The 18,168-nt window shown below is 72.0% G+C and carries 13 protein-coding genes and 1 pseudogene; 10 read left to right on the top strand and 4 right to left on the bottom strand.

All coding sequences use genetic code 11. From position 1 onward, the window contains the following. Positions 1-224 precede the first annotated feature (224 nt). The 3 genes and pseudogenes from ACFZDI_RS19135 (at position 225) to ACFZDI_RS19125 (ending at position 2,153) form a co-directional block, all read left to right on the top strand. Positions 225-1,381, top strand: a pseudogene (locus ACFZDI_RS19135) (alkaline phosphatase PhoX). A 41-nt stretch (positions 1,382-1,422) separates the two neighbouring features. Further along, positions 1,423-1,542 carry an excalibur calcium-binding domain-containing protein gene (locus ACFZDI_RS19130; protein ID WP_391251878.1) on the top strand — a complete coding sequence of 40 codons (120 nt, stop codon included), beginning with the start codon at positions 1,423-1,425 and terminating at the stop codon, positions 1,540-1,542. A gap of 92 nt (positions 1,543-1,634) precedes the next feature. Continuing rightward, complete coding sequence (locus ACFZDI_RS19125) at positions 1,635-2,153, top strand: NUDIX domain-containing protein (protein ID WP_391251877.1); 519 nt, start codon at positions 1,635-1,637, stop codon at positions 2,151-2,153. A 277-nt stretch (positions 2,154-2,430) separates the two neighbouring features. Here ACFZDI_RS19125 and ppdK read toward each other — a convergent pair whose 3' ends face one another. Both ppdK and ACFZDI_RS19115 read right to left on the bottom strand, forming a co-directional pair. Then, positions 2,431-5,178: a pyruvate, phosphate dikinase gene (gene ppdK / locus ACFZDI_RS19120; RefSeq protein ID WP_372486651.1), complete on the bottom strand. Its 2,748-nt coding sequence runs from the start codon at positions 5,176-5,178 to the stop codon at positions 2,431-2,433. Between the two features lie 406 nt (positions 5,179-5,584). Next, complete coding sequence (locus tag ACFZDI_RS19115) at positions 5,585-6,811, bottom strand: ROK family protein (protein ID WP_361122650.1); 1,227 nt, start codon at positions 6,809-6,811, stop codon at positions 5,585-5,587. A 121-nt stretch (positions 6,812-6,932) separates the two neighbouring features. Between ACFZDI_RS19115 and ACFZDI_RS19110 the strand changes: the two genes are divergently transcribed. The 3 genes from ACFZDI_RS19110 to ACFZDI_RS19100 all read left to right on the top strand — a co-directional run bounded on the left by ACFZDI_RS19110 (position 6,933) and on the right by ACFZDI_RS19100 (position 12,257). After that, positions 6,933-8,345: a hypothetical protein gene (locus ACFZDI_RS19110; RefSeq protein ID WP_391251874.1), complete on the top strand. Its 1,413-nt coding sequence runs from the start codon at positions 6,933-6,935 to the stop codon at positions 8,343-8,345. After that, entirely contained in the window at positions 8,342-10,279 is a 1,938-nt protein-coding gene (locus ACFZDI_RS19105; protein ID WP_234848373.1) for a glycogen debranching N-terminal domain-containing protein, read from the top strand. The genes ACFZDI_RS19110 and ACFZDI_RS19105 overlap by 4 nt, the downstream gene beginning before the upstream one ends. Positions 10,280-10,430: 151 nt before the next feature. Next, positions 10,431-12,257 (top strand): sulfatase-like hydrolase/transferase, encoded by a 1,827-nt coding sequence (locus tag ACFZDI_RS19100; RefSeq protein ID WP_391251872.1) that lies wholly within the window; start codon positions 10,431-10,433, stop codon positions 12,255-12,257. Here ACFZDI_RS19100 and dusB read toward each other — a convergent pair whose 3' ends face one another. Continuing rightward, on the bottom strand, positions 12,258-13,391 hold the full coding sequence (dusB, locus tag ACFZDI_RS19095; RefSeq protein ID WP_391251870.1) for a tRNA dihydrouridine synthase DusB: 1,134 nt from the start codon (positions 13,389-13,391) through the stop codon (positions 12,258-12,260). A 78-nt stretch (positions 13,392-13,469) separates the two neighbouring features. On the opposite strand from dusB, the gene ACFZDI_RS19090 reads away from it, so the two are divergent. Together ACFZDI_RS19090 and ACFZDI_RS19085 are read left to right on the top strand one after the other, a co-directional pair. Beyond that, entirely contained in the window at positions 13,470-14,918 is a 1,449-nt protein-coding gene (locus ACFZDI_RS19090; protein WP_391251868.1) for a DHA2 family efflux MFS transporter permease subunit, read from the top strand. An 86-nt stretch (positions 14,919-15,004) separates the two neighbouring features. Continuing rightward, on the top strand, positions 15,005-15,379 hold the full coding sequence (locus tag ACFZDI_RS19085; RefSeq protein WP_391251866.1) for a hypothetical protein: 375 nt from the start codon (positions 15,005-15,007) through the stop codon (positions 15,377-15,379). On the opposite strand, the gene ACFZDI_RS19080 is transcribed toward ACFZDI_RS19085, so the two are convergent. Continuing rightward, positions 15,361-16,281, bottom strand: a complete 921-nt coding sequence (locus ACFZDI_RS19080) for a helix-turn-helix domain-containing protein (protein ID WP_391251865.1) — start codon at positions 16,279-16,281, stop codon at positions 15,361-15,363. The genes ACFZDI_RS19085 and ACFZDI_RS19080 overlap by 19 nt on opposite strands. Before the next feature lie 102 nt (positions 16,282-16,383). Here ACFZDI_RS19080 and ACFZDI_RS19075 point away from each other — a divergent pair, with 102 nt between their 5' ends. Together ACFZDI_RS19075 and ACFZDI_RS19070 are read left to right on the top strand one after the other, a co-directional pair. Further along, the gene (locus tag ACFZDI_RS19075; protein ID WP_391251863.1) at positions 16,384-17,817 is read left to right on the top strand and encodes an MFS transporter; all 1,434 of its coding nucleotides are present in this window, start codon (positions 16,384-16,386) and stop codon (positions 17,815-17,817) included. A gap of 115 nt (positions 17,818-17,932) precedes the next feature. Continuing rightward, positions 17,933-18,139, top strand: coding sequence for a hypothetical protein (locus tag ACFZDI_RS19070; protein WP_234848367.1), 207 nt, complete (start codon positions 17,933-17,935; stop codon positions 18,137-18,139). Positions 18,140-18,168: the final 29 nt, after the last annotated feature.

The raw sequence follows: 18,168 nt of genomic DNA, 5'->3' as shown, positions 1-18,168 counted from the left end.
CGTGCCGGGCGTCGCGACGGGGCGAACGTTGCCTGCCGCGGCACTAGGCCCGGTCGGACCGCCGTGGCGCGGGCGGACAGGCGGCGGCACCCGGCATGCCGCCCCGCGGCCACGAGTTGGCCACGCTCCGTCCACCCGGCACCCCTAGCGTCCTGTGCGCCTCCCCCCACGCACGACCCTGCCGTCGACCGGCGGCGGGGCGGTACGCCACCTCTGGAGTGAGAGTGGAACGTCGTAGCCTTCTGCGTGCGGCCGTCCTCGGCGGCACAACGGCCGCTCTGGGCGGAACCCTGTGGCGCGGTGCCGCGTACGCGGCCCCGGCCCAACCCGGCGCCGGCCCCTACGGGGCGCTGGGCTCCCCGGACGCCAACGGCATCAGACTCCCCGGCGGCTTCACGAGCCGGTCGTCGCCCGGTCGGGCCAGCGGGTCGGGACCACTACGTACACCTGGCACAACGCGCCGGACGGCGGCGCCTGTTACGCCGACGGCTCGGGCTGGATCTACGTCTCCAACTCCGAGATCAACCCCTCGGGCGGCGCGAGCGCGGTGAAGTTCTCCTCGACGGGCGCGATCACCGGCGCGTACCGCATCCTGTCCAACACCCGGCAGAACTGCGCCGGCGGCAGGACGCCGTGGAACACCTGGCTGTCCTGCGAGGAGGTGGACCGGGGCTACGTCTACGAGACGGACCCGTGGGGCGTCAACGCGGCGGTGCAGCGCGCGGCGATGGGCCGTTTCAAACACGAGGCGGCGGCCGCCGACCCGGTGCGCAAGGTGATCTACCTGACCGAGGACGAGACCAACGGCCGCTTCTACCGCTTCATCCCTACGACGTGGGGCAACCTGTCCTCCGGCACCCTGCAGGTGATGGTCGCGGGCAGCGCCACCAGCGGCTCCTTCACCTGGACCGACATCCCCGACCCGGACGGCTCCCCCACGGCCACCCGCTCCCAGGTCTCCGGTTCCAAGTCATTCAACGGCGGCGAGGGCTGCCACTACGCGAACGACACCGTCTGGTTCACCACCAAGGGCGACAACCGCGTCTGGCAGCTCAACCTCCAGAACAACACCTACGAACTCGCCTACGACGATTCCCTCGTCAACGGCTCGGCCCCACTCACCGGCGTCGACAACATCACCGGCACCTCCTCCGGCGACCTGTTCGTCGCCGAGGACGGCGGCAACATGGAGATCTGCGTGATCACCCCGGACGACGTCGTCGCCTCGTTCCTGCGCATCGACGGCCAGTCCGCCTCGGAGATCACCGGCCCGGCCTTCTCCCCGGACGGCACCCGCCTGTACTTCTCCAGCCAGCGCGGCACCACCGGCAGTTCCTCGGGCGGCATCACCTACGAGGTGACGGGCCCGTTCCGCTCGTAGCCGACGGATCCGGCGACGGTGGCTCAGGGGGCGGCGCGGACGTGTCCTACGGCAACTGCAGCGAGGTCCGTGCCGCCGGCGCCGCCCCCATCCACCGGGGTGAGCCCGGGTATGCCTCCCACCTGGACCGGGACGGCGACGGGGTCGCCTGCGACACCTGAGCCGTGCCCGCCGGTGACCATCGGCGGGCACGGCCGTTCCACCGGTTGGGCAGTTCGCAGCGGGCTGTCCAGCCGACGGAAGGAACATCACCGTGGACACGACCGTGCCCGTCCCGAACGCGCCGGGTGTGCTGCCCCGTGCCGAGTGGGTCAAGACACTGCCGCAGACCATCGTCGCGTCCTGCGTCCTGCTGCTCGACGACGAGGACCGGATCCTGCTGTTGCGCTACGCCCGGGGCCTGCCCGCCGCGGGGCTCTGGGGGCTGCCGGGCGGCATGCTGGACCAGGGTGAGGACCCCGTCGGGGCGGCGCGCCGGGAGCTGCACGAGGAGACCGGGATCGCCCTGGAGCAGGACCTGCGGTTCCTCGGGTACGACCACCGGGCCGATGTGCTGGAGACGGGGCCGGTGATCGACTTCTACTTCCACGGCGGCCGGCTCCCGGCCGGGCAGCCGGTCCGGCGCAGCTCGGAGCACGACCACCACGACTTCTTCGCCCTCGCCGACCTGGAATCCACCCCGCTGGCGACCGGGCTGCCCACGCTCACCGCCCTGCTGACCGCGGCCCGGACCGGCACCGTCGTGTGCCTGCGGGAAGGACTCCCCGGCTAGGCGAGGGGCTCCCCGGACAGGGGAAGGGCGGGCTTCCGCGACAGGCGCAGGGCTTCCCCCGGGCCGGGGAGCTTCCGCGACAGGCGAAGGGCCTCCCCCGGGCCGGGGAGCCTCCGCGACAGGAGCAGGGCCTCCCGGGCAGCCGGGGACGCCGAAGGGGCGGCACCTCCGCACAGGTGCCGCCCCTTCGTCTCGTGCTCCGGAGCCGCCGCGATCGGTGAGGGTCGGGGACCGCCGACGGCTCCGGGTCCTTGCGCGGCCCGCACGGGCCACGGGTCTAGCGGTGGTCGCTGCCCTGGGACTGGACCGCCGCCCGGCCCGCCTCCAGGCGGGCCACCGGGATGCGGAACGGGGAGCAGGAGACGTAGTCGAGTCCGACCTCGTGGAAGAAGTGGACCGACTCCGGGTCGCCGCCGTGCTCGCCGCAGACGCCGAGCTTGAGGTCGGGCCGGGTCTCACGGCCGGCCTTGGCGGCCAGCTTCACCAGCGAGCCGACGCCGTCCTTGTCGATCGTCTCGAACGGGGAGACGCCGAAGATGCCCTTCTCCAGGTACGCGGTGAAGAACGAGGCCTCCACGTCGTCCCGGCTGAAGCCCCACACCGTCTGGGTGAGGTCGTTCGTGCCGAAGGAGAAGAACTGCGCGGCCTCGGCGATCTGGCCGGCGGTGAGGGCGGCGCGCGGCAGCTCGATCATCGTGCCGATGGACAGCTTCAGCTGCGCACCGGAGGCCGCCTCGACCTCGGCGATGACCTTGTCGGCCTCCTCGCGCACGATCTCCAGTTCCTGGACGGTGCCCACGAGCGGGATCATGATCTCGGCGCGCGGGTCGCCCTTGGCGGCCTTGCGCTCGGCCGCGGCCTCGGCGATCGCCCGGACCTGCATGGTGAACAGGCCGGGGATGACCAGGCCGAGACGCACACCGCGCAGACCCAGCATCGGGTTCTGCTCGTGCAGCCGGTGCACGGCCTGGAGCAGGCGCAGTTCGTTCTCGTGCGGCTCCTGGCGGGACTCGGCGAGCGCCACGCGAACGGACAGCTCGGTGATGTCCGGGAGGAACTCGTGCAGCGGCGGGTCGAGGAGGCGGATGGTGACCGGCAGGCCGTCCATCGACTCGAAGAGCTGCACGAAGTCCTGCTTCTGCAGCGGCAGCAGCTGCTTGAGGGACTCCTCGCGCTCGGCGTCCGTGTCGGCCAGGATCAACCGCTCCACCAGCTCGCGCCGGTCGCCGAGGAACATGTGCTCGGTGCGGCACAGGCCGATGCCCTGGGCGCCGAAGCGGCGGGCGCGCAGCGCGTCCTCGGCGTTGTCGGCGTTGGCGCGCACCCGCAGGCGGCGCTTGCGGTCGGCGAAGGCCATCATGCGGTGGACGGCCTCGACGAGCTCGTCGGCGTCGTCGGCGCCCGGGTGCATCCGGCCCTCGAAGTACTCCACGACCGGCGACGGCACGACCGGTACCTCACCGAGGTAGACCTTGCCGGAGGAGCCGTCGATGGAGACGACGTCGCCCTCTTCGACGATGTGTCCGCCCGGGACCGTCATCCGGCGGCGCTTGGTGTCCACCTCCAGCTCCTCGGCGCCGCAGACACAGGTCTTGCCCATGCCGCGGGCGACGACGGCCGCGTGGGAGGTCTTGCCGCCGCGGGAGGTCAGGATGCCCTCGGCGGCGATCATGCCGTCCAGGTCGTCGGGGTTGGTCTCGCGGCGGATCAGGATGACCTTCTCGCCGGAGCGGGACCACTTGACGGCCGTGTAGGAGTCGAAGACGGCCTTGCCGACGGCCGCGCCCGGGGAGGCGGCGATGCCGCGTCCGACCTGCTCGACCTTCGCGCTCTCGTCGAAGCGCGGGAACATCAGCTGGGCGAGCTGGGCGCCGTTGACGCGGGTGAGCGCCTCGGCCTCGTCGATCAGACCCTGGTCCACCAGCTGGGTCGCGATGCGGAAGGCCGCGCCCGCGGTGCGCTTGCCGACGCGGGTCTGGAGCATCCACAGCACACCGCGCTCGATGGTGAACTCGATGTCGCAGAGGTCCTTGTAGTGGTTCTCCAGCGTCTCCATGATCTGCATCAGCTGGTCGTACGACTTCTTGTCGATCCGCTCCAGCTCGGCGAGTGGCACGGTGTTGCGGATGCCCGCGACGACGTCCTCGCCCTGCGCGTTCTGCAGGTAGTCGCCGTAGACGCCCTGGTGGCCGGAGGCGGGGTCGCGGGTGAAGGCGACGCCGGTGCCGGAGTCGGGGCCGAGGTTGCCGAAGACCATGGAACAGACGTTGACGGCCGTGCCCAGGTCGTGCGGGATGCGCTCCTGACGGCGGTAGAGCTTGGCCCGGTCGCCGTTCCAGGAGTCGAAGACGGCCTTGATGGCGAGGTCCATCTGCTCGCGCGGGTCCTGCGGGAAGTCCCGGCCGGCCTCGGTCTTGACGATCTTCTTGAACTTGGTGACGAGCTTCTTGAGGTCGGCCGCCTCCAGCTCGGTGTCGACGGTGACCTTCTTGGCCGCCTTGGCCGCGTCCAGCGCGTCCTCGAAGAGCTCGCCGTCCACGCCCAGGACGGTCTTGCCGAACATCTGGATGAGGCGGCGGTAGGAGTCCCACGCGAACCGGTCGTCGCCGGCCTGCTTGGCCAGGCCCTGGACCGACTTGTCGGAGAGGCCGATGTTGAGGACGGTGTCCATCATGCCGGGCATGGAGAACTTGGCGCCCGAGCGCACCGAGACCAGCAGCGGGTCGTCGGCCTGGCCGAGCTTCTTGCCCATGCGGGCCTCGAGCGCGTCGAGGTGTGCGCTCACCTCGTCACGCAGTGCCGCCGGTTCCTCGCCGCTGTCGAGGTAGGTCTTGCAGGCCTCGGTGGTGATCGTGAAGCCGGGCGGGACCGGCAGACCGAGGTTCGTCATCTCGGCGAGGTTCGCGCCCTTGCCACCGAGGAGGTCCTTGAGGTCCTTGTTGCCCTCGGTGAAGTCATAGACGAACTTCACGCCCTCAACGCTCGCGGCCTGCTCGGCTACCGGGAGATCTTTGTTTTCCGACACGGGTCTCGACTCCTCGAGGACGCGGTGGCTGCCCTGACGGCCAGGAACATACCCAGATCAAAGGCGTCTGGGTACGTCCACTCGTGCGTCATGCGCCTGTAACCACTCGTCCGCCAGCGGATCGAAAGTCAAGGCTGAGCAAGTGATCGCAGCCGCATGTTTTCACTTCTTGAACGCAAGAACCTCTCTGAAGCTCTCCGAGTGCTCATATGAGCGGAGTTTCCGCACACTTGATTTCGCTCGATGAACGATCAAAGGGTGGCACTCAGTGCCACCCTTTGGAGAAGTGCAGCCGCTCAAGATCCGCTCATCTGAGCGCAACCCTTATCAGGGGTGGCGAGAATCACGCTGCCACAGCCGCACGGATTTCACCATGCGGACGTGACTCGGGACCGAAACGCCGCCGTCACACCCCCAGCGCGCGCAGCCGCTCCTCGACCCGCTCGGGCGCGTAGAGGTGCTCCACGACCATCGCACCGGCTCCGACCAGCGCGGCCCGCTCGCCCAGCCGTGCGGTCACCACGTCCAGGTGCGCTGTGGAGCGGGGTAGCGCCCGCTGGTACAGCAGCTCGCGCACACCTGTCAGGAAGGGAGTTCCGGCCAGATCCCCGGCGATCATCAGCACGCCGGGGTTGAGCAGGGTCACGACGGTCGCGAGAACGTCCCCGACCCGGCGCCCCGCCTGACGGGCGAGTCCGACCGCCTCCGGGTGCCCGGCCGCCAGCAGGTCACGCACGTCCGAGCCGGAGGCCGCCGGCACCCCGGACTCCGCCAGCCGCCGCGCCACCGCGCCACCGCTCGCGACGGCGGCCAGGCAGCCGTACGCGCCACAGCGGCACAGCGTCTCGGCGCCCTCCGGCACCCGGATGTGCCCGATGTCGCCGGCGCCGCCGTCGACGCCCCGGAACAGCGCGCCGTCCACCACGACCCCGGCGCCGATGCCGGTGGAGACCTTCACCAGCACGAAGGCGGAGCAGTCGGGGTAGCCGGCGCGCTGTTCGCCGTACGCCATGAGGTTGGCGTCGTTGTCCACCAGCACCGGCACCCCGGCGGCCCCCGCGTGCTCGGCGAGCGCCCGGGCCAGCCGGCCCGTTATGTCGTAGCCGTCCCAGCCCGGCATGATCGGCGGCTGGACGACGCGGCCGGTGTCGGTGTCGACCGGGCCGGGCACCGCGAGCCCGACCCCGCAGACCGCCGCGGCCCCACGCCCGGTCTTCTCCAGCAACTCGGCGAACCAGCGGCCGAGTTCGCCGAGGACGGCGTCCGGCCCGTCCTCGATGACGAGGGTGCCCGAGTGCTCGGCGAGGATCTCGCCGCTCAGCGACAGCACGGCCGCCCTGGCGTGCCGGGTGTCGAGGTCGCCGGCGAGGACCACCGCGTGCTCGTCGTCGAACTCCAGCGTGATGGAGGGCCGCCCGCCCAGCGGCGAGTCCACCGGCCCCCCGGCCCCCTCGCGCAGCCAGCCCGCGCGGAAGAGCCGGTCCAGCCGCTGCCCGACGGTCGCCCGGGACAGTCCGGTGGCCTGTTGCAGCGCACCGCGGGTCACGGCGCGGCGACTGCGCACCAGTTCGAGCAGATCGCCGGCACTCGCCTGTCCCGCACCTCGTCCGGTTCTTCCGGCCTGTCCGGTCATGCACACCCCCTTGTGTTTCCCAACCTTGCCTTACATAGTGGGTTTTGCGTGTTAAATAGACGTAACCCCACGGTAGCCGCAGCCGAACCGGTCGGCCGAACGTCTTTTCGGAGAGCCCCGAGTGGACCGCACCGCCCAACGCGCCTCACGTCCCCCAGGACGCACCGTTGCATACGAACCGCCCGGCACCGCGCCGCCCCTGCACACCAGGGCCGCCGCCGTGCTGGAGGCCGGCTGGACGGGGGCGTCGACGGTGCCCTCGCACAGCCTGTATCCGCACCAGTGGTCGTGGGACTCGGCGTTCATCGCGATCGGCCTCCGGCACCTGTCCCCGTTACGGGCGCAGACGGAGCTGGAGACGCTGCTGGCGGCCCAGTGGGCGGACGGGCGGATCCCCCACATCGTCTTCAACCCCTCCGTCCCGCTCGACGCGTACTTCCCGAGCCCCGACTTCTGGCGCTCCTCGGCCGCCGGGCGCGCCGCCGGTGCCCCGCGCGGTGTGGAGACCTCCGGGATCGTGCAGCCACCGGTCCACGCCCTGGCCGCGTGGCTGGTGCACCTCGCCGACCCGGGCCTGTCCAGGGCGCGCGGCTTCCTCACCCGGGCGTACCCCCGACTGGCCGCCTGGCACGACTATCTCCTGCACCGGCGCGACCTCGGCGGGGGCGGCCTCGTGTCCGTCGTGCACCCCTGGGAACAGGGTATGGACAACAGCCCCTGCTGGGACCGCCCGTTGTCCCGTGTCACGCCCGCCCCGGCCCGCTCCTTCCGGCGCGCCGACCTCGACCACGGCCTCCCCGAGGACCGGCCGACGGATCTGGACTACGGGCGGTACGTGCGACTGGCGGCCGACTACCGGGACGGCGGATACGCCGACGGGGCGGGTGACTTCGTGGTCGAGGACCCGGCGTTCAACGCCCTGCTCATCGCCTCCGAGTACGCCCTGGACCGGATCGCACGGGAGCTGGGCGCGGCCGACCCGGCCCGGCCGGACCGCGCCGAGCGCCTGACCTCCACGCTCGTGGAGCGGCTGTGGGAGCCGGCGGCCGGGATGTTCCTGTGCCGGGACGTGCGCACCGGTGAGCCGATTCCCGAGCGGGGCGTCTCCGGGCTCGTCCCGCTGCTGCTGCCCGCCCTGCCGCGTGACCTCGTGGCCACCCTGGTCCGCACGGTCTGCGGCCCGCACTTCGGCCTCGGCGGCACGACCCGCCTGGTCCCGAGCTACGACCTGCTCGGCGAGGCCTTCGACCCGCACCGCTACTGGCGCGGCCCGGCCTGGTTCAACACCAACTGGCTGCTGGAGCAGGGCCTGCGGCTGCACGGCGAGCGGGGCCGGGCCGACGCCCTGCGCAAGGGCATGCTGCACACCGCCGGCGCCTCCGGCTTCGCGGAGTACGTCGACCCGTACACGGCGCAGGCCTGCGGCGTCACCGGTTTCGGCTGGACCGCCGCGCTCACGCTCGACCTGTTGCACGACCGGCCCGCACGGGGCAGGAACGGCCTCACGGCGCTCAAGGAAGGGGACCGAGCATGACGGACCGGCACCATCTGCTCGTTCACGGCCGGACGTTCGCCGCCGTCGGCGACCGCGGCGACATCAGCGGCTACCGGGGCGGCAGCGCCCCGGACGGCATGTTCGTAAGGGACGCGCGGCATCTGAGCCGCTGGCAGCTCACGGTCGACGGGGCCGTGCCCGACACGCTCACCCCGGTGGCCGACGGGGACACGGCGACCTGTGTGCTCGTCCCGCGCGGCGGCCGCGACGAGCCGCCCGCGTACACGCTCTTCCGCGAACAGGCCGTGGCGGACGCCTCGTTCGTCGAGTCACTGCGGGTCACCAGCAACCGTCCCACGCCGACGACGGTCCGCCTCGCGGTCACCGCCGACGCCGACTTCACCGACCAGTTCGAGCTGCGCTCCGACCACCGCACCTACAGCAAGGCGGGCGCCGTCCGCTCCCGCCGGATCCTCGAGTACGGCGTGGAGTTCACCTACCGGCGCGGCGAGTGGCAGTCCGTCACGACCGTGACGGCCGATCCGCAGCCGGACGCCGTGGAGGAGACCGGCACCGGTGCCCGCCGCCTGGTGTGGACCCTGGACCTCGAACCGCACGGCACGGCCGAGCTGACCCTGCGGGTCATGGCGCGCCCGCACGGCGACCGGCGCGCCCTGCGCGTGCCCCGCTCCCCCGCCGCCGTCCGGGAACAACTCCGCTCCCGGGAGAGCGAGTTCACCCGGGGTGTGGACCTCCCGGCCGGTCTGCCCGAGCTGGCCGCCGCCTGCACCCGGGGTCTCGCCGACCTCGCCGCCCTCCAGGTCCCGGCCACCGGGCCCGACGGCGAGGAACTGCGCGTCCCGGCGGCCGGCGCCCCCTGGTTCCTGACCCTGCTGGGCCGGGACGCGCTGCTGACCTCGCTGTTCGCCCTGCCCTACCGGCCGGGCCTGGCCGCCGCCACCCTGCCCGCGCTCGCCGCGACCCAGGCCACCAGGATCGAGCCCGACGGGATCGCCCAGCCCGGCAAGATCGTGCACGAGGTGCGGCACGGCGAACTGGCCCACTTCGGCCAGGTCCCCTACGGCCGCTACTACGGCTCGGTCGACGCCACCCCGCTGTTCCTGGTCCTGCTCGGCGCGTACACCGAGCACACCGGCGACACGGGCCCGGCCCGCCGCCTCGAACCCCACGCCCGGGCCGCGATCACCTGGATGCTCGACCACGGCGGCCTGACCTCGCGGGGCTATCTGGTCTACCGCGCCGACCAGGGCGGCCTCGCCAACCAGAACTGGAAGGACTCCCCCGGCGCCATCTGCTCCGCCGACGGCACCCGCCCGCACGGGCCGGTGACCGCGGCGGGCGCCCAGGGCTACGCCTACGACGCCCTGCGCCGCACGGCGGGACTCGCCCGCACGGTGTGGCAGGACACCACGTACGCGCACCTGCTGGAGCAGGCGGCAGGCGATCTGCGCGACCGTTTCCAGCGGGACTTCTGGATGCCGGAGCGCTCCTTCCCGGCCCTCGCGCTCGACGGCCGGGGCAAGCAGGTGGACGCGCTCGCCTCCGACGCCGGGCATCTGCTGTGGTCGGGGCTGCTGGACAAGGAGTACGGCGAACTCGTCGGACGGCGGCTCCTCGAACCGGACTTCTTCTCCGGCTGGGGCGTGCGCACCCTGGCCGCCGGGCAGCCGGCGTACCACCCGCTCTCCTACCACCGCGGCTCGGTCTGGCCGCACGACAACGCGCTGATCGCCCTGGGCCTGGCCCGCTACGGGCTGCACGACGAGGCCCGCGCGATCGCCCACGGCCTGGTCGACGCGGCGGCCGCGACGGGCCACCGGCTCCCGGAGGTGCTCGCGGGCTACGGCCGGGACACGCACCCGGAGCCGGTGCCGTACCCGCACGCGTGCGTGCGGGAATCCCGGTCGGCGTCGGCCCCGTTGGCGCTGCTCACGGCGGTCGGCGTGGTCTGAGACCGGTTGGCCCGCCGTTTGCCGGGTGTTTGCCGAGCGCTGGCCCGGCGGAGTGAACACACCTGGTGGACGCACCGTACGGAACGGTGGCGGACCCGCACCCCCACCCGGGTCCGCCACCTCACCTGTTCCGCACGGGAAGGACCTCCGGGTGCCTGTCTTCACACGCTTCAGCGAGTCGTCGCAACCGGGCGACGGCCTATCCGAGGCCGAGGAGGAGCAGGCGGGCGAGCAGAGGGAAGGCGGGAGAGAGGCAACGGCAGCGTCCGGTCCGGACTCCGCCCCCTCACGGACGCTGCTCGGGCACCGTCTCACCCGCCTCCGTGCCTGGCGCACCCGTTACCCGCGGACCGCACGCGCCCTCCGCCTGGCCGCCAGCGCCCTCGCCGCCGCCCTGGTCCTGGGGGCCCTGCTCCTCCCAAACACGCTCCCCGCCCTGAAGGCGGTCAGCTTCGTGCGGATCCCGGTGGAGGCGGTTCTCGGTGCCGTCGTCGTCCTGGCGCTGCCCCGTCGGCCCCGGCTCGCGGCGGCGGTGCTGTACGGACTCGGCCTCACCGTGCTGACCACGGTGAACCTGCTCGACATGGGGTTCAACGAGTACCTGGGCCGGGGTTTCAACGCCGCGCTGGACTGGGACCTGCTCCCCGACGCGCAGGCGTATGTCGAGGACACGTTCGGCGGGGGCGTCGCGACCGCCGCCGCCGTCGGCGCGGTCGTGCTCGTGCTGCTCGTCGCGGCCGTCATGGTCGCGGCGTCGGTCCGGCTCGCCGGTGTGCTGGCCCGCCACCGGGTGCGGGCGTCGCAGGGCGCCCTGGCCGCCGGGGTCGTCTGGGTCACCTGCTCCGCGCTGGGCCTGACCTTGTTCGGTGGGCCGATCGCCTCCGAGCGCGGGGCGGGGGCCCTGCGGGTGCACGCGCAGCGGACGGTGGAGTCGCTGCGGGACGAGGCCGCGTTCGCCGAGCAGTCGAAGGCGGACACCTTCGGCGACACCCCGCCCGGTGAGCTGCTGCCGGACCTGCGTGGCAAGGACGTCATCTTCACGTTCATCGAGAGCTACGGCCGCAGCGCCATCGAGGACCCGGTCATGGCCCCCGGCGTCGACCGCACCCTGGACACCAGCACCGCCGCCCTGAAGAAGGCCGGTTTCGCCGCCCGCAGCGGCTGGCTGACGTCGGCGACCTACGGCGGCAGCAGCTGGCTCGGGCACTCCACGACCATGTCCGGCCTGTGGATCGACAACCAGCGGCGCTACCGCACGGTCAGCGCCGGCGACCACCTCACCCTCACCAAGGCCTTCCAGAAGACCGGCGCCTGGGACACGGTCGGCGTGATGCCGGGCGTGCAGAAGGGCTGGCCGGAACAGAAGTGGTACGGCCTGGACCAGCTCTACGACGCCTTCGACCTGGGCTACAAGGGGCCGAAGTTCAGCTGGTCGACCATGCCCGACCAGTACGCGCTGGAGGCGTTCCAGCGGCGGGTGCACGGCAAGCAGCGGGACAAGCCGCTGATGTCGTTCGTCATCCTGACCTCCAGCCACCAGCCCTGGGCGCCCATCCCGAAGACGGTCGGCTGGGACGAACTCGGCGACGGCTCGGTCTTCGACGCGATCCAGAAGGGCGGCAACAAGGCCTCGGACGTCATCACCGACACCACCAAGTCCCGCGAGGAGTACGGCAAGTCCATCCAGTACTCGGTCACCAGCCTTACCCAGTGGCTGGAGCGCTACGGCACCGACGACACCGTCCTGGTGTTCCTCGGCGACCACCAGCCCATCGCCCGGGTCAGCGGGAACCACGCCTCCCGGGACGTCCCGGTGTCGATCGTCGCGAAGGATCCGAAGGTCCTGGACAAGGTCGCCGACTGGCACTGGACGGAGGGCCTCAGGCCCGAACGCGACGCGCCCGTGTGGAGGATGAACTCATTCCGCGACCGCTTCCTGAAGGCGTTCGGCTCCACACCGCACCCCTCGAAGGGCTGATCAGCCGCCGGAGGTGTCGAGCTCGGCGTCCTCGCCGACCCCCGCGCAGTCGTAGGGGTCCTTCAGCCAGCCGTCCGGCAGCACCACACGGTTGTTGCCGGACGTACGGCCGCGGGGCCCGTCGGCGCCGGCGGGCCAGGGCTGGTCCAGGTCCAGCTCGTCCAGGCCGGAGCGCAGCTCCTCCAGGGACGAGGTGATCGCGAGACGCTTGCGCATCTCGGAGCCGACCGCGAAGCCCTTGAGGTACCAGGCGACGTGCTTGCGGAAGTCGACCACGCCCTTGGACTCGTCGCCGATCCACTCGCCGAGCAGCGTGGCGTGCCGGACCATGACGTCGGCGACCTCGCGCAGGGCGGGGCGGGCGATGTCCTCGGTGCGGCCCTCGAAGGCGGCGACCAGGTCGGAGAAGAGCCAGGGCCGTCCGAGGCAGCCGCGGCCCACGACCACGCCGTCGCACCCGGTCTCGCGCACCATCCGCAGGGCGTCCTCGGCCGACCAGATGTCGCCGTTGCCGAGCACCGGGATCTCCGGTACGTGTTCCTTCAGCCGGGCGATGGCGTCCCAGTCGGCGGTGCCGCCGTAGTGCTGGGCGGCGGTGCGGCCGTGCAGGGCGATGGCGGTGACGCCCTCCTCGACGGCGATCCGGCCGGCGTCGAGGAAGGTGATGTGGTCGTCGTCGATGCCCTTGCGCATCTTCATCGTCACCGGCAGATCGCCGGCCCCGCTGACGGCCTCGCGCAGGATGGCCCGCAGCAGGTTCCGCTTGTACGGCAGCGCCGAGCCGCCGCCCTTGCGGGTGACCTTCGGCACGGGACAGCCGAAGTTGAGGTCGATGTGGTCGGCGAGGTCCTCCTCCGCGATCATGCGGACGGCCTTGCCGACGGTCGCGGGGTCCACGCCGTACAGCTGGATGGAGCGGGGGCGCTCACTCGCGTCGAAGTGAATGAGCTGCATGGTCTTCTCGTTGCGCTCGACCAGGGCCCTGGTGGTGATCATCTCGCTGACGAACAGGCCCTTGCCGCCGCTGAACTCCCTGCACAGGGTGCGGAAGGGCGCGTTGGTGATCCCGGCCATGGGGGCCAGGACGACGGGCGGCTGGACGGTGTGCGGACCGATCTGGAGGGGCGTGGACATTCCTCCATTGTGCCGTGCCATGAGACGGCACAATTCATTAGTTAGCCACACTATCGAAATCGGCGTACGATGGACCGCATGCCCGAGCTCAGTCCCCGCCGCCGCATGCCGGTGCTCGCGATCTGCTGCATGAGCCTGCTGATCGTGAGCCTCGACAACACGGTCCTCAACGTGGCCCTGCCCTCCATGCAGCAGGACCTGCACGCGAGCACCTCGGGCCTGCAGTGGACGATCGACGCCTACACCCTGGTCCTGGCCTCGCTGCTGATGCTCGCGGGCTCCACGGCCGACCGGATCGGCCGCAAGCGGGTCTTCATGGCGGGCCTGGTCGTGTTCACCGTCGGCTCGGTGCTGTGCTCCCTCGCGCCGAACCTGGAGGCGCTGGTCGCCTTCCGGATGGTGCAGGCGGTGGGCGGCTCGATGCTGAACCCGGTCGCCATGTCGATCATCACCAACACCTTCACGGAGCCGCGTGAGCGCGCCCGGGCCATCGGTGTCTGGGGCGCGGTGGTCGGAATATCGATGGCCGCCGGTCCACTGGTCGGGGGCCTGCTGGTGGACTCCGTCGGCTGGCGCTCGATCTTCTGGGTCAATCTGCCGGTGGGCCTGGCGGCCCTGCTGCTCACCCTCCGCTTCGTCCCCGAGTCCCGCGCGCCCCGGGCGCGCCGCCCCGACCCCGTCGGGCAGATCCTGGTGATCGCGCTGTTCGGCTCACTGACGTACGCGATCATCGAGGCACCGAGCACGCCGTTCGCCTCGATCGCCCCGCCGGCGGCCGTGGCCCTGGGCGCGCTGCTGGGCCTGCTCGCCTACGAGCCGCGCCGCAAGGAACCGCTGATCGACCTGCGCTTCTTCCGCTCGGCGCCGTTCAGCGGGGCGACGGTCATCGCGATCAGCGCGTTCGCGGCGCTCGGCGGCTTCCTGTTCCTGTCGACGCTGTATCTGCAGAACGTGCGGGGCCTGACGGCCCTGGAGGCCGGCCTGTGGATGCTGCCGATGGCCGTGCCGACGTTCCTCTGCGCGCCGCTGTCGGGCCGCCTCGTGGGCTCCCGCGGCCCTCGCCTGCCCCTGCTGATCGCGGGCACGGCGATGACGACGAGCGGTGTGCTGTTCGCCGCGTTCGAGGCCGAGACCTCCAACGTCACGCTCTTCGCCGGGTACGTGCTGTTCGGCATCGGCTTCGGTTTCGTCAACGCGCCCATCACCGACACGGCGGTGTCCGGCATGCCGCGCGCCCAGGCGGGCGTGGCCGCGGCGGTCGCCTCCACGAGCCGGCAGCTCGGCCAGACGCTGGGCGTGGCCGTGGTGGGCGCGGTCCTCGCCTCGGGCGTCGGCGCGTCCTCGTACCGCGAGGTGTTCGTGTCCGCGGCCCGGCCCGGGTGGTGGATCCTCGCCGTGTGCGGGTTCGCGGTGCTGGCGCTGGGGGCGGTGACGAACGGGCGCTGGGCCCGGAAGACCGCCGAGCGGGCCGCGCACCGCCTGGAGTCGGCTCAGGTACGGGACGTCGTGGTGACCGCGGACCGTTGAGGGTCGGTGCCGTGCGCTTCACTGTCCGCCATGGAACTCACGCAAGCGGCCGTCAACGAGCTGCTGGCCCGGCTCGGCGGCCCGACGTGGACTGGACGGAGACGGAGTCACGCCTGGGCACCCCCCTGCCCGGCGACTACAAGCGCATGGTGGAGACGTTCGGCGAGGGCTCCTTCGACGGCTACCTGGACCTGAACCAGGAGCCGTGGACGCATTACCGGGACGAGGGCCTGCTCATCTGGGCGGGGACGGAGCACGAGGACCTGTACTGCTGGCGGACCGACGGCGACGACCCCGACCGATGGCCCGTCGTGGTGCGGTCCTTCGACGGTGAGGACGTCCCCTTCGCCTACCGGACCGCGGAGTTCGTCTGCCGCATCCTCACCGAGCCGCACCACCGGTTCACGATGGCCCGCTATTTCGACACCCACTGGTTCATGAACTACCGGGAGAGAGGCTGAGGGTTCGTCTCCCTGCCGAGCGCCATCGCCTGGAGCATGTCCAGCCGTTCCCGGGACTCCTCGTCCGCCGGGACGTATGTGACGATCCGCGGTCCCGCGCCCGGTGTCAGCCACAGGTCCGTGTGGTCGACGGTGATGCGGCCGACGTGGCGGTTGCGGAACTCCTTGCGCTTGGAGCGGTGGGCGACCACCTCGTGGCGGTCCCAGGCCTTGCGGAACGCGGGGGACTCGCTGTGCAGCCGGTCGAGGAGCATCTTCCAGGCCGGCTCGGCTAGATGGCCTGCCATCGTCGCGCGGAAGCGGGCCGCCATCAGGCGCTGGGTCTCCTCCAGGTGCACGATCGAGGACTGCCACTCGGGGTGGGTGTAGGAGAGGACGATGCAGTTGCGGTCCTCCGGCGGCACCGTGTCCAGGTCGCACAGCAGCAGCCCGTAGGTGCGGTTGAAGGCGAGGATGTCGTACCGGCTGTTCTGCAGACACGCCGGGAACGGCTCGACCTGCTCCAGCAGGGCCCGCATCGCCGGTGTGACCGACGGGCAGGTGGTCGCCGGGGCCGGATCGGCGGCCCCGGCGAGCTGGAAGAGGTGCGCGCGTTCGCTCGGGTCGAGCAGCAGCGCCCGGGCCAGCGCGTCGAGGACCTGCACGGAGACCTGGATGTCCCGGGCCTGCTCCAGCCACGTGTACCAGGTGACGCCCACCGCGGAGAGCTGCGCGACCTCCTCCCGGCGCAGTCCGGGGGTGCGGCGCCGACGTCCCCGGGGCAGCCCCACCTGCTCGGGGGCGATCCGCTCCCGGCGGCTGCGCAGGAAGGCCGCCAGTTCGTGCCGGCGCACGTCGGTGTCGCGGGGCGCGGGCCGCGCCTCGGATCCGCGGGGCGTCGTCTCGTGCGCCGTGGTCGTCATGCCGTCCAGCATGCCCCTGCCCGGACCCTGTTTCCAGGTGGTGCCACTACCAGGACAAGGACACTCTGGTACCAGCCTGGGCGTCGCCGCAGGCTCGTGACCGTGACCACCGAATCCCTTGCCACGACTCCCGTCCGTAATCCCACCGCCGCCACTCCCGTGCTCGGCGGCCTCGGGCTGTTCGCGGTGCTGCTCGCCGCGGCCCTTCCCCTGATCGACTTCTTCATCGTCAACGTCGCCCTGCCCACCATCGGCACCGACCTCGCCGCGAGCGAGTCCGTGCTCGAACTCGTCGTCGCCGGGTACGGCCTGTCGTACGCCGTCCTGCTGGTCCTCGGGGGCCGGCTCGGCGATCTGTTCGGCCGGCGGCGGCTGTTCCTCGCCGGGATGGCGGCCTTCGGCCTGACCTCGCTGGCCTGCGGACTGGCGCCCGGCGCCTGGTCGCTGGTGGCGGCCCGGGTCGCGCAGGGCGCGTCGGCGGCCGCGATGCTGCCGCAGGTGCTCGCCACCATCCAGGCGACCACCACCGGTCCCCGGCGGGCCCGGGCCATGGGCCTGTACGGTGCGACCGCGGGGCTGGCGATGGTCGCCGGACAGATCCTCGGCGGGGTCCTGGCGGCCGCGGACATCGCCGGGACCGGCTGGCGTTCGGTGTTCCTCGTCAATGTGCCGGTCGTGCTCGTGGGCCTGGTGGCGGCCGTCCGGGCCGTCCCCGAGACCCGCTCGACGCGCCCGGAACCCGTCGACGTCCCGGGTACGTTCCTCTTCGCGGCCTCCCTCCTCACCCTGCTCGTGCCGCTCACCGAGGGACGGGCGGCGGGCTGGCCGCTGTGGACCTGGCTGTCCCTGGCGGCGTTCCCCCTCGTGACGGCCGCGTTCTACACGGTGGAGCGGCGGGCCGACCGCGCCGGCCGTACGCCGCTGGTGCCGCCGAGCCTGTTCGCACTGACCTCGCTGCGCCGCGGGCTTCTGCTGGTGCTGCCCTTCTCGATCGGCTTCAGCGGGTTCATGTTCGTGATCGCGGTGGCGCTGCAGCAGGGTGCCGGGCTGAGTCCGGTGGCCTCAGGCCTGGCGCTCGCGCCGCTGGCGGTGGTGTTCTTCGTGTTCTCGCTGCTGGGCCCGCGCCTGGTCGCCCGGTACGGAACCCGCGTGGTGACGGCCGGTGCCGCCCTTCAGGGTGTGGGTCTGGCCCTGATGGCGCTGGCCGCGTGGTGGTTCTGGCCGCACCTGGGCTTCGTCGAACTGCTCCCGGGCGCGGCGGTCGCCGGTGCGGGCCAGGCGCTGCAACTCCCCGTCATCTACCGGGTGATCCTTTCCGAGGTGCCGCCCGCCCGGGCCGGGGTCGGCAGCGGCGTGATGATCACCACCCAGCAGTCGGCGCTGGCCCTCGGTGTGGCGACCCTGGGCACGCTGTTCCTGTCCCTGCTCCCGGGGATGGGCATGCGGGACGCCCTGGTCACAACGCTGCTGGTGCAGCTCGGCGGTGTCGTGCTGACCGGCCTGCTGAGCCTGCGGCTGCCCCGCGCCATTGCCTGAGATCTCTCACAGCCTGATAACGCGCTTCCGGGGAAGCCCTGTTGATGTCGGTCGTGCTGCACACTCCTTGCTGCGAGCAGACCGGGACGGCGGATTTCTCGACGCGGGAGGCGTCATGGCACGGATCGACACGAGCAAGGTCAGCCGGTGGGACCAGCACGGCCGGGAGCATGTGGTGCGGGTGCACCGGACGGGCGTGCAGCGCACGATCAGATGCGACACCTGCGGCTGGCGCAAGGGTGCCCAGTTCCTGCCCTGGCTGAAGGCGGAGGAGCACCTGCTGGAGGCCCACCAGGCCACGGTGGATCCGACGGCGGCGTGACGCGGCGGCGCTACGGCGGCGTGGACCGG

Origin of the sequence: Streptomyces sp. NPDC007907 (assembly GCF_042959365.1) — a bacterium.
In the GTDB taxonomy this organism is placed as follows: Bacteria; Actinomycetota; Actinomycetes; order Streptomycetales; family Streptomycetaceae; genus Streptomyces; species Streptomyces indiaensis.
Note: the sequence above shows the minus strand (reverse complement) of the source record. Positions and strands in the feature narration are given on the sequence as shown.

Coding starts and splice junctions, on each gene's coding strand:
- ACFZDI_RS19090 (WP_391251868.1), top strand. CDS start 13,470: ATGCCCGAGCTCAGTCCCCGCCGCCGCATGCCGGTGCTCGCGATCTGC.
- ACFZDI_RS19115 (WP_361122650.1), bottom strand. CDS start 6,811: ATGACCGGACAGGCCGGAAGAACCGGACGAGGTGCGGGACAGGCGAGT.
- ACFZDI_RS19105 (WP_234848373.1), top strand. CDS start 8,342: ATGACGGACCGGCACCATCTGCTCGTTCACGGCCGGACGTTCGCCGCC.
- ACFZDI_RS19070 (WP_234848367.1), top strand. CDS start 17,933: ATGGCACGGATCGACACGAGCAAGGTCAGCCGGTGGGACCAGCACGGC.
- dusB (WP_391251870.1), bottom strand. CDS start 13,391: ATGTCCACGCCCCTCCAGATCGGTCCGCACACCGTCCAGCCGCCCGTC.
- ACFZDI_RS19080 (WP_391251865.1), bottom strand. CDS start 16,281: ATGACGACCACGGCGCACGAGACGACGCCCCGCGGATCCGAGGCGCGG.